Annotated in this window: 8 protein-coding genes; 7 read left to right on the top strand and 1 reads right to left on the bottom strand. The window is 42.2% G+C overall.

Annotation, left to right across the window (positions count from 1 at the left end):
- The first annotated feature begins 49 nt into the window (after positions 1–49).
- The 7 genes from C5469_RS01915 (at position 50) to gcvP (ending at position 9,359) form a co-directional block, all read left to right on the top strand.
- Entirely contained in the window at positions 50–625 is a 576-nt protein-coding gene (locus tag C5469_RS01915) for a YecA/YgfB family protein (protein ID WP_166301509.1), read from the top strand.
- Positions 626–673: 48 nt separating this feature from the next.
- On the top strand, positions 674–1,990 hold the full coding sequence (gene pepP, locus C5469_RS01920; RefSeq protein WP_166301512.1) for a Xaa-Pro aminopeptidase: 1,317 nt from the start codon (positions 674–676) through the stop codon (positions 1,988–1,990).
- A gap of 7 nt (positions 1,991–1,997) precedes the next feature.
- Positions 1,998–3,176 carry a 2-octaprenyl-6-methoxyphenyl hydroxylase gene (gene ubiH / locus C5469_RS01925; protein WP_166301515.1) on the top strand — a complete coding sequence of 393 codons (1,179 nt, stop codon included), beginning with the start codon at positions 1,998–2,000 and terminating at the stop codon, positions 3,174–3,176.
- 25 nt (positions 3,177–3,201) lie between these two features.
- Entirely contained in the window at positions 3,202–4,434 is a 1,233-nt protein-coding gene (gene ubiI, locus C5469_RS01930; RefSeq protein ID WP_166301518.1) for an FAD-dependent 2-octaprenylphenol hydroxylase, read from the top strand.
- Positions 4,435–4,792: 358 nt separating this feature from the next.
- On the top strand, positions 4,793–5,887 hold the full coding sequence (gcvT, locus tag C5469_RS01935; protein WP_166301521.1) for a glycine cleavage system aminomethyltransferase GcvT: 1,095 nt from the start codon (positions 4,793–4,795) through the stop codon (positions 5,885–5,887).
- A 115-nt stretch (positions 5,888–6,002) separates the two neighbouring features.
- Positions 6,003–6,395, top strand: a complete 393-nt coding sequence (gcvH, locus tag C5469_RS01940; RefSeq protein WP_166301524.1) for a glycine cleavage system protein GcvH — start codon at positions 6,003–6,005, stop codon at positions 6,393–6,395.
- Between the two features lie 87 nt (positions 6,396–6,482).
- Positions 6,483–9,359, top strand: coding sequence for an aminomethyl-transferring glycine dehydrogenase (gene gcvP / locus C5469_RS01945; protein WP_166301527.1), 2,877 nt, complete (start codon positions 6,483–6,485; stop codon positions 9,357–9,359).
- Positions 9,360–9,963: 604 nt separating this feature from the next.
- Here gcvP and C5469_RS01950 read toward each other — a convergent pair.
- Positions 9,964–12,312, bottom strand: coding sequence for a restriction endonuclease (locus C5469_RS01950; protein ID WP_166301530.1), 2,349 nt, complete (start codon positions 12,310–12,312; stop codon positions 9,964–9,966).

Raw genomic sequence — 12,312 nt, forward strand, 5'->3', positions numbered from 1 at the left:
TTGGTGGTAGCATAGCATGAACTTCCACCGTCAACGATGACCAATACACATGTCTATACATAATTCATTACCAGATTATCAATCTTTTGACGAAATATTGCATCAGCAGTCAGTGGCACTGACTGCAGCAGAGATGCATGGATTGATTAGTGGCCTGCTGTGCGGTGGTAATCGCGATAGTAGCTGGCAGGCTTTAGTTCATGATTTAGCCAATGATGGTTTGGCTTTTTCCCATCCGTTGGCTCAGCAATTACGTGAATTACGTGAAATCACATTTGAATCATTAGATGACAGTAATTTTGCATTCCATTTATTGTTGCCTAATGAAGAAGGTAATGTGTTTAAACGAGCTGATGCATTGGCTGGTTGGGTGAATCATTTTTTGCTGGGACTTGGCGTCGCTCAACCAAAACTGACAGATAAGAAAGAGGTTGGTGAGATTATTGGTGACCTGCGCAATATCGGCCTGCTTGGTTATGAAGAGAGTGATGATCAGGAAGAGCTGTCTCAGGCACTGGAAGAGGTCCTTGAATATGTGCGGGTTGCCGCCCAACTTTGCTATATCGCGTTTACTGAGGCTAAAACTGTATCAACCGCAAAAAATGATAAGCCAACATTGCATTAATTAGTGTTTATTGAACTCAAAATAATTAACTAAGTCGCAGGAGAGGATATGACCAAACAAGAATATTTATCCCGCCGTCAGGCTTTACTGGCAAAAATGGCTGCGGCCAGCGCAGCGATTATTTTTTCTGCTCCGCCTGCGCCACGAAATTCGGATAATGAATATCCCTATCGTCAGCACAGCGATTTCCTTTATTTGACTGGATTTAATGAACCGGAAGCTGTGCTGATATTAATTAAAAGTGATGATACGCATAATCACAGCATTCTTTTTAATCGGGTGCGTGATTTGACGGCGGAAATTTGGTTTGGTCGTCGTCTTGGACAAGAAGCTGCACCTAAAAAATTGGGTGTTGACCGGGCGTTGCCTTTTGATGATATCAATGAACAGCTTTATCAATTATTAAATGGGCTGGATGTGGTTTACCACGCACAAGGCGAATTTGCCTATGCAGATGAAATTGTTTTTCATGCGCTGGACACATTAAGAAAGGGTAGTCGTCGCAACCTTTCCGCCCCTTTAACCATGACTGACTGGCGTCCGTGGTTACATGAAATGCGATTGTTCAAATCTAAAGCCGAGATTGAAATTATGCGTCGGGCTGGTGAAGTCAGCGCACAGGCACATACGCGTGCGATGAAAGTTTGTCGCCCAGGAATGTTTGAATATCAACTGGAAGCCGAAATTCATCACGAATTCACCTATCAAGGTGCTCGTTATCCTTCTTATAACACGATTGTAGGAAGTGGTGAAAATAGCTGCATTCTGCACTATACCGAGAATGAAAGCCGGATGAAAGAAGGTGATTTAGTGCTGATTGACGCAGGTTGTGAATATCTGGGTTATGCCGGAGATATCACTCGTACTTTCCCTGTAAATGGCAAATTCACCCGTGCGCAGCGTGAAATTTACGATATCGTATTGAAAACACTGAATGTTTCACTTGAACTGTACAAGCCAGGCACCAGTATTAGCAAAGTGACAGAACATGTTGTGCAGATTATGGTAGAAGAGTTGGTGAAATTGGGCATTATGCACGGTGAAGTTGAACATTTGATCGAAACTAAAGCATATCGTCAGTTCTTTATGCATGGTCTTAGTCATTGGTTAGGGTTGGATGTGCATGATGTCGGACACTATGGCGTAGAGCGCGATCGTATTCTGGAACCGGGAATGGTGTTGACGGTTGAACCAGGGCTTTATATTGCACCAGATGCAGATGTGCCACTGGAATATCGTGGTATTGGTATTCGTATTGAAGATGACATTGTGATTACTGAAACAGGCAACGAAAACCTGACGGCCAGTGTTGTTAAAGGCGCTGATGAGATTGAAGCTCTGATGGCGAAGGCAAAACAGGGTTAAGTTAAGTATGAACGTGATTATAGTTGGTGGTGGCATGACCGGCGCGACGCTTGCGTTGGCGATATCTTCCCTGAGTAAGGGGCAGATTCATGTTTCCCTAATTGAAGCAGCGGAGCCGGAGCAGAAACACCCTGGCTTTGATGCCAGAGCGATAGCGCTGGCTTACGGTACCTGTCAGCGTTTACAACAGATCGGGGTTTGGTCTGCTCTGGAAGATTATGTGATACCAATAACTCACGTTCATGTTAGTGACCGTGGTCATGCGGGATTGGTCAACCTTAGTGCTAAAGACTATAACATTCCAGCTTTAGGGAATGTTATCGAATTGTATGATGCTGGGCAGTGTTTGTTTGGATTACTGAAAAATTCGCTTGGCGTTACGCTGTATTGTCCATCCAAGGTTCTGGCTGTTGAGAGAACGACATCATCGGTGATAGTGACACTGGATAATGGTGAACAACTCCGGGGTGAATTGTTGGTGGCAGCAGATGGTAGCCATTCCGCTATTGGTCACTCCTGTCACATTCAACGGCAACAGCACCGTTATGAACAGGTTGCAGTGATTACTAATGTATTAACTTCAGAGCATCCGCAAGGTAGAGCATTTGAACGTTTCACAGAATATGGACCGCTTGCTCTGTTGCCGATGTCTGGAGGTCGAAGCTCACTGGTATGGTGTCATCGATTGGAGCAACAAAAGGAGATCGCTGCCTGGAATAATGAACAATTTCTGAGGCAGTTACAGCGTGCATTTGGTTGGAGATTGGGCAAAATATTGGCAGTCGGTCAGCGTCATAGTTACTCACTAACATTATCCACTGCAAATCAACAAGTTAGCCACAGGTTGGCGCTGGTGGGAAATGCTGCGCAAACATTACATCCGATAGCTGGTCAGGGTTTTAATCTTGGTATGCGAGATGTAATGACACTGGCTCAGATTGTTTCTCAAGCTTTTGCAGTTGGTCAGGATATTGGTACTTATTCGGTTCTGGCCAACTATCAGCAGCAACGGGTTTCAGATCGGGAAAATACCATTGGTATGACTGATGGATTGATACGGATATTTGCTAATCGTTATCTTCCATTGATAGCTGGGCGTAATCTTGGCCTGATGGCAATGGAAAAATTCTCTCCTGTGCGGGATATGCTGGCCCGTCAGACTTTGGGCTTGGTTACCCGGGGATAACTGCAAAATAAGAGGACGTTATATTATGCAATCATTTGATGTGGTTATCGCTGGTGGCGGTATGGTTGGTTTGGCGCTGGCCTGTGGCTTACAAAGCAGTGGCTTGCGAGTGGCCGTGGTAGAAAATTATCCGCCCTCTCAGCCTGTTACTGTGGGAGAAGAGTATGCTTTGCGGGTTTCTGCGATTAATGCTGCCAGTGAGTGCCTGTTACAGCACCTTGGTGTGTGGCAACCGATTCTGGCTATGCGCACCAGTCCTTATCAGGGAATGGAGGTTTGGGACCGAGATAGCTTTGGCCGCATTCGTTTCAGTGCGGCTGACTATGGTTTGGAATACCTTGGTCATATCATTGAAAACAGGGTCATCCGTGAAACATTATGGAAAAAAGCAGAGAGCCTGTCTAATGTGACTATCTTGTCTCCTGCGGCTTTGAAGCAGGTTGCTTGGGGTGAAAATGAAGCCTTTATGACCTTATCTGATGGACGTATGTTAACTACCCGTTTAGTTGTTGGCGCTGATGGTGCTCATTCATGGTTGCGGCAACATGCTGATATCCCCCTGACATTCTGGGATTATGAACATCATGCGCTGGTGGCGACTATCCGCACTGAAGAACCTCATGGTAGTGTTGCCCGTCAGGTTTTCTATGGTGATGGTATTCTGGCGTTTCTGCCTCTTGCTGATCCGCATTTGTGTTCAATTGTCTGGTCACTGCCGGGTGAATCAGCAGGTCAGTACAAACAGCTTGATAATACGCTTTTCAATCAACAATTGGCGGTGGATTTTGATATGCGCCTTGGTCAGTGTGAGCTGATCAGTGAACGCCAGACAATTCCATTGACTGGTCGTTATGCCCGTCACTTTGCCGCTCACCGTTTGGTTTTAGTGGGCGATGCTGCTCATACCATTCATCCATTGGCAGGTCAGGGAGTGAATTTAGGTTTTATGGACGTCGCTGAACTGATAGGTGAATTGCGTCGTCTGCATTGCCAGGGAAAAGATATTGGTCAGCATTTCTATTTACGTCGATATGAACGCCGTCGTAAACATAGTGCGGCTGTGATGCTAGCCGGAATGCAGGGTTTTCGTCAGTTATTCGACGGCAATAATCCGGTGAAAAAACTTCTGCGGGATATCGGGTTATCTTTGGCAGATAATTTACCCGGAATTAAACCTCAATTGCTTCGTCAAGCCATGGGGTTGAATGACTTACCTGACTGGTTTTCTCTTCAGTCTTCTTCGGCTGAAAAAATCTAATTTAGCCTCTGCATACCGATTAGTTTTTCTCATGTCTTGCTGGAATATGGATAAGTGGTTTTATTCATATTTCAGTTAGCTCTTAATGGAATATGAGTGTTTTCTAAAGTTAATTGTTAATTTTGAGCATTATAGCGCATTTTAATAGTTGAAAATTCTGCATACTCACCGCGTGTTTTTTGGTTGTTGCTGAGTTGGACCCTATTTTTACTTATGGTTCATTTTGGTTTTCAGTGATAACTTTCATTTTAAGATATCGTTTGCGTCGTGTTTTTTAGCCGCTTTTTGTTCATGATTCACAGTATCTGTCGGTTAATACGCGGCATGTTTTCATGTAGGAAATGAAAAGAGGGAAAGAATGGCAAAACAAACTCCATTGTATGACCAGCATTTGGCCTGTGGTGCTCGCATGGTAGATTTTCATGGCTGGATGATGCCTTTGCACTATGGTTCACAAGTGGATGAGCATCATACTGTTCGCACTGATGCGGGTATGTTTGATGTTTCCCATATGACGATTGTGGATTTGCATGGTACTGGCTGCCGTGATTTCCTGCGTTATTTACTGGCAAATGACATTGCTAAACTCACAGAAAAGGGTAAAGCCTTATACACCGGGATGCTTAATGCTTCCGGTGGTGTCATTGATGACTTGATTGTTTATTATTTTAGCCATGATTTTTATCGGATGGTGGTCAATTCTGCAACTCGTGAGAAAGATCTGGCCTGGATTAGTGAACATGTAACTCATTATTCTGTCGATATTCAAGTTCGTGATGATCTGGCGTTGATCGCTATTCAGGGGCCTGAAGCTCAGGCAAAAGTACAATCTTTACTGAATGATGAACAAAAACAGGCTATTGCTGGTATGAAGCCATTCTTTGGTGTTCAGGCTGATGATCTGTTTATCGCAACGACGGGTTATACCGGTGAAGCGGGTTATGAAGTTGCGATGCCGAAAGAGCAAGCAACAGATTTCTGGCAAAAATTACTTAATGCTGGCGTTAAACCCGCAGGATTAGGGGCTCGTGATACTTTGCGGCTTGAAGCAGGTATGAATCTCTATGGTCAGGATATGGATGAAACCATTTCTCCATTAGCAGCTAACATGGGCTGGACAATCGCTTGGAAACCAGAAGATCGCCAGTTTATAGGTCGTGAAGCGTTAGAAAAACAGCGTGAAGATGGCACTGATCAGTTGGTTGGCTTGGTAATGAGAGAAAAAGGTGTGTTGCGCGGTGGTTTAACCCTTAGCTTCACTGATGAGGTGGGCGCCTTACACTCTGGCGTTATTACCAGTGGTACGTTCTCCCCAACATTAGGATTCAGTATTGCTCTTGCTCGTGTGCCGCAAGGGATTGGTAAACAGGCGATTGTACAAATCCGTAATCGTGAAATGCCGGTTCAGGTAGTCAAACCTATTTTTGTACGGGCGGGTAAGCCCCTCGTATAGTCATTTTTATCTAATAACGTGATGTAAATAGCAACTTATCTCAGTAAGCATGATTGGTGCAAGAAACCAAAATGACTAAATGAGCGAGGTTCTAAGATTGAAGGAGACGATGGTAATGAGTAATGTACCCGCAGAATTAAAATATGCTAAATCACATGAGTGGATTCGCGCAGAAGGCAATGGTGAATATACTGTAGGTATTACCGAGCATGCGCAGGAGCTGTTAGGCGATATGGTTTTTGTTGATTTGCCAGAAGTTGGCGATGAAATCAACTTTGGTGATGAGTGTGCTGTTGTTGAATCAGTAAAAGCTGCTTCTGATATTTATGCGCCACTGAGTGGTGAAGTTATTGCCGTTAATAAAACGCTGAGCGATGCTCCTGAATTAGTTAACAGCGAGCCTTATGGTGAAGGCTGGTTGTTCCGTATTAAAGCTTCTGATGAGAGTGAACTTTCGAATTTGCTGGATGCCGAAAGATATCAGGCACTTCTGGACGAAGAAGAATAAAGTGCCCACTGTCGCCCCGTTTCACATCATGATCGGGGCGTTTTTATTTGTATGCCATTTCTGGCCAGCTTCAGGAATTAGTACTAAATGACTCAGACATTAAGCCAACTTGAAAACCGGGGCGAGTTTATCCGCCGTCATATTGGCTCTTCAGCCGAACAGCAAAAAGAGATGCTGGCGATAGTAGGGGCAAGTTCTCTCAGTGAGTTAACCCAGAAAATTGTTCCCCGTGATATTGCGTTACCAGAGCCACCCGATGTAGGCGGTGGTGCAACTGAACAACAAGCATTGGCTGAACTGAAAGCCATTGCTAGCCAAAATAAGCGTTACCAATCCTATATTGGTATGGGATATGTGCCTTCTGTGCTCCCTCCGGTTATTTTACGCAATTTATTAGAAAATCCTGGCTGGTATACCGCTTATACACCTTATCAACCGGAAGTTTCTCAAGGACGCCTTGAATCATTGCTGAACTTCCAACAAGTGACTATCGACCTGACGGGGTTAGATCTTGCTTCTGCTTCTCTGTTGGATGAAGCAACCGCTGCGGCTGAAGCAATGGCAATGGCAAAACGTGCCAGCAAACTGAAAAATGCAGACCGTTTCTTTGTTGCTGATGATATACATCCTCAAACGCTGGATGTTGTTCGTACCCGCGCCAAAACGTTTGGTTTTGATGTGGTTGTAGATAAAGCAGAAAAAGTTCTGGAGCTGGAAGGTGTATTTGGTGTGTTGCTGCAACAGGTTGGTACAAAAGGTGAAATTCATGATTACACTGACCTGATCGCACAACTGAAACAGCGTAAAATCATTATCAGCGTTGCTGCTGATTTGATGGCTCTGGTGCTTCTGACCGCTCCGGGCAAACAGGGGGCAGATGTGGTGTTTGGTTCTGCTCAGCGCTTTGGTGTACCTATGGGTTATGGCGGCCCCCATGCGGCATTTTTTGCTTGTCGTGATGAGTTCAAACGTTCTATGCCGGGACGTATTATCGGCGTTTCCCGTGATGCGGCAGGTAATACCGCTCTGCGCATGGCAATGCAGACCCGTGAGCAGCATATTCGTCGTGAGAAAGCGAATTCCAATATCTGTACTTCTCAAGTCCTGCTGGCAAATATTGCGGGTATGTATGCGGTATATCATGGTGCCAAAGGACTGAAACGCATTGCCGGCCGCATTCATCGTCTTACTGACATTCTCGCCGCTGGGTTACAGAAAGCGGGATTGAATCTGCGCTACAAAACTTGGTTTGATACGCTGACCGTTGAAGTTGCCGATAAAGCCACAGTGTTGGCACGGGCAGACAAGGCAGAAATCAACTTGCGTACCGACATTCACGGTGCAGTGGGTGTTACATTGAATGAAACTACCACCCGTGATGATTTGGTCAAATTATTCTCTGTGCTGACGGGTACAGAGGAGCGGCTGGATGTTGAGGCATTGGATGAGAATGTAATAGCGGAAAGCCACTCTATCCCTGCATCTATGCTGCGCAACGATGAAATTCTCCAGCATCCGAATTTCAACCGTTATCACAGCGAAACAGATATGATGCGTTATATGCATCGTCTTGAGCGCAAAGATTTGGCGCTGAATCAGGCAATGATCCCACTGGGTTCTTGTACCATGAAACTCAATGCTGCGGCAGAAATGTTACCTATCTCTTGGCCTGAATTTAATGGACTGCATCCATTCTGCCCGCCAGAACAGGCGCAGGGTTATCAGCAGATGATAAGCCAGTTATCTCATTGGTTGGTGCAACTGACAGGTTATGATGCGGTTTGTATGCAACCCAACTCTGGTGCGCAGGGGGAATATGCTGGGTTGCTGGCCATTCGCCATTATCACGAAAGTCGTGGAGAAGGGCATCGTCATATCTGTTTAATTCCAAGTTCTGCTCATGGTACTAACCCAGCTTCTGCTCATATGGCAGGTATGACAGTTATTGTGGTTGGTTGTGATAAAGAAGGTAACATTGATCTGGCGGACCTGCGTGAAAAAGCGGAAAAATCAGGTGATGAACTTTCTTGTATCATGGTGACTTATCCATCAACCCATGGCGTATATGAAGAAACTATCCGTCAGGTATGTGAAATCATCCATCAGTATGGTGGTCAGGTTTACCTTGATGGTGCGAATATGAACGCACAGGTTGGTATCACCTCCCCAGGCTTTATTGGCGCTGATGTTTCGCATCTTAACCTTCATAAAACATTCTGTATTCCACATGGCGGTGGTGGTCCAGGCATGGGGCCGATTGGTGTAAAAGCCCATTTGGCACCGTTCTTACCGGGGCACTCGGTGGTTCAAATGGATAGTATTACTGAACAGGGAGCTGTCTCGGCGGCTCCATTTGGTAGTGCTTCCATTCTGCCTATTAGCTGGATGTATATTCGTATGATGGGTTCACAAGGGCTGAAACAGGCAAGTCAGACGGCGATTTTGAATGCTAACTATATTGCTACCCGCCTGAAGAATGATTATGACGTGTTGTATACCGGCCATAACGGGTATGTGGCCCATGAGTGTATTCTGGATATTCGGCCACTGAAAGAAGAGTTTGGTATCAGTGAAATGGATATTGCCAAACGTTTGATTGATTATGGTTTCCATGCACCAACCATGTCATTCCCGGTTGCTGGCACGCTGATGGTGGAACCCACGGAATCAGAAAGCAAAGTAGAAATTGATCGCTTTGTGGATGCTATGTTGGCAATTCGTGCTGAAATTAGCAAAGTAGCGAAAGGTGAATGGTCATTGGAAGATAATCCATTGGTCAATGCGCCTCACGTACAAACTGAGCTGGTTTCTGACTGGAGCCATAGTTACAGCCGTGAAATTGCCGTATTCCCAACCGCAGAAACCAAAGCCAATAAATATTGGCCTGCCGTTAAACGTCTGGATGATGTTTACGGTGATCGTAATCTGCACTGCTCCTGTGCACCTGTCAGCGATTATCAATAATTGCCAGCATAATAATCAACACCGGTATAATTATCGGTGTTGTTATTTTTTGTCATCTTTAAACCACATCCTGATATTCACGAATTCTTAGAAACTCGCATGAATTAAACTTTTCTATGCATGTCTCTTTTGTTGAAAAAAGAAGTGCGGCTATAGTACCGGTGGCCTTTCTCAGTCACTATTTAATATCTCCATCCAATATCAAGGTTGCGTGCGACATCTACAACATCTACGCTTTTGGTGGTATTTAATGATGTGTTCCACCGTCCAGCCTGAATGTCGGAGAAAAATGGTACCATGTGATTTGATGTTTTTTTATTGGTTATACCTTCTTTGACTGCCGTTAGATTAACGGGCTTCTGAGGTGTCCGGGATTCTTATACCACTACACTCATCGCCCAAATGCATAGTCACATAGTATGATGAATTGATAGGGAAAGTTTGTACAAAAATCATTAAAAATTTTATAAAAATACTTTTTGATTGTTGACACACAAAAAAGTTTTAAACCCACAAATTCATCTATGAGTTTAAAACTAATATATCATAATTAACTCATTTCTTTCTCATTATAATAATGAATATTCAACATAATCTTTAGAATCTAATTATTATTAAAAAGATTATGTTTATAAACTAGGGATTCTAATTTAGTTCTCTCAATTAATTCAACATTAGTCAATCTAGCCTCATCATATCCATCAGGTGTATAATCAGTCGTTGTAATACAAATCATTTTTGATGCGCCTCTAGTAACACCAAAACTATGAAGACGTTGTATCGGTGTCGAACCAATTTTACTTTTCGTATATCTTTTGCACTGAACTATGACCAAATTACCTTCTTCATCATTACAACGAATGTCAACACCACGATCTCCTGATCGTCCGGATACTGCAACATTTTTATAACCTTCTAACTCAAGCAATTTTGCAACAAAATTTTCAAACTCAATTGGATTGAGTTCAAGTAAATTAACAATATTCTCCGGGATTTTAGGTACAGGGCGTTTTGTAAAATACTTGCCACCATCTATTGGCTCTGCATAAAGTTCCAATAGGCTTGCAATGTTATCTTCTCCATCACCTAAAATATCTTCAATGATTGCACGAGTACCATTTTCAACAAACTCAGCAATCTTCAATAAAAATTGATCAAAAGTAAACTTATCACTTTTATTTAATAATTCCTCAATAACATATGGGACATACAATGAAACACGTTCAATATATGGCACATTAAATATTTCGTCAGAATATGGTGTAGTTGCTTTTGGTAAATATGTGCCATCATTCCTCTTTTCACAGACTCTAGAGAAAATGCGCTCAATAACATAGCGGTTTTTTGGTAAATGTAACTCTACCACCCCTTCTTTTCTTAAAGACTCAAATATTTCATTCCACCACTCATGTTTAGTAAATGAACGAACTAAACGATCCTGCAATATAACTGCCACTCTAAATCCTAACTCATCTAAATCTAGATCATTAATATAATATCGCATTTCATCGGGAGATAGCCGTAAAAAAGTCAAAATTAAGTCGCTACTGAAAGCATAATGCGCACTTTGTTGTATTCTCATTGATGGGTCGTTATTTGACAAATCAATTGTCAATAAAGGCTCAAAACCGTTTTTCCTAGCTAACAATTTCAATCGATTAAAATTGCTAATCCATCTAGTTGCAGGTACAGGTCGAAAATAGAGCACTAAAAATGATTCCGGTTTTAAAACACGATAGCTTTGTCTGAATAAATCGTCTATATCATTCCACCATCTATCATAATTCTTTTTATGTGGGCGTTCAGGAGAATCACTAACTATAACTTCATTTGCTAATCTCTCTTCGTCATTTTTTAGATTAAAACCAATCCAAGGATGGTATAATTGTGCTCTTTCAAAATAAGCATTTCCATCATGCCAAGGAGGATCCGTAATAACGATATTAACGGATTCTTCTGCTTGCTCTTTCATAAATACTCTAAAATCTTTACAACTTAGATTAATAGTTCCAGAGAAAGATTCATTATATTTATAAAGTGTATCCCTTCTTTTTTTATACTGTTTTACAAAAAGATTAAAAGGATTATTTTCCCTTAACATAATTTTGGGGCAATGCAAATCTTGACTTTTACTACGATAATCCTTGTATTTTAAAGATGGAATTATCGATAAAAACACATTTTCCAAAAATATTTTACTTTTCATTGGAATATTACTTGAAACAAGTACATCCCACATTTTAAAGGAAACAATCCTGCTACGTTTAGGAAATAATGAGCCATATAAAATAAATTCTTTACTTAAATTAATCCTTGAGTTTTCAATGAGTTTAATGTTAAAAAATTCATTATTCTCCTCCTCTAACTTATCCAATACTAATTTATCAAAATCGTTAAAAAATTTAGTTTCGTTCCCACAATTCTTACAACGATAAGCTCCTCTAAATGTTACATTCTGACCATTAGGGCCAAGACGTTCATGATGTGTAATATTTAAATATCTTTCTGGTTCACGATCATAGAAATAAGAGTCAGCAACTATTGAATGCCCACAAGTACAAATAGTTCGATAATAGTAATCAGTAATAGACTGGAGCAATGGAATGACTTGTTTAAACGCTGCTTCAAGTTCGTAACGTTCGGGTAAGTCATATGGTGCAGACATTATTCTATATGTATAAGGCTCATACTCGTTCACAAGCGTATGACGACCTAATAGAACAGATGCATACCCAAAACTCCCAGATCCAACAAAGGGGTCACATACAATAGCATCAACATCTGTGAGTATATTGATAACAGTTTTTGCGTGATTAATTGCTTTACGCCCCTGAAATGGAAATATTTGATCTGCATGAGGAGGCTTATGAGGCATATCAGAAAGAGCTAACACGACTTGATCAACTAATTCCCTAACTTTTTTTTGTTTTTCTTCGCTTAATAGCCAATACAT

This window comes from Photorhabdus cinerea (assembly GCF_011189575.1).
Lineage (GTDB): Bacteria > Pseudomonadota > Gammaproteobacteria > Enterobacterales > Enterobacteriaceae > Photorhabdus > Photorhabdus cinerea.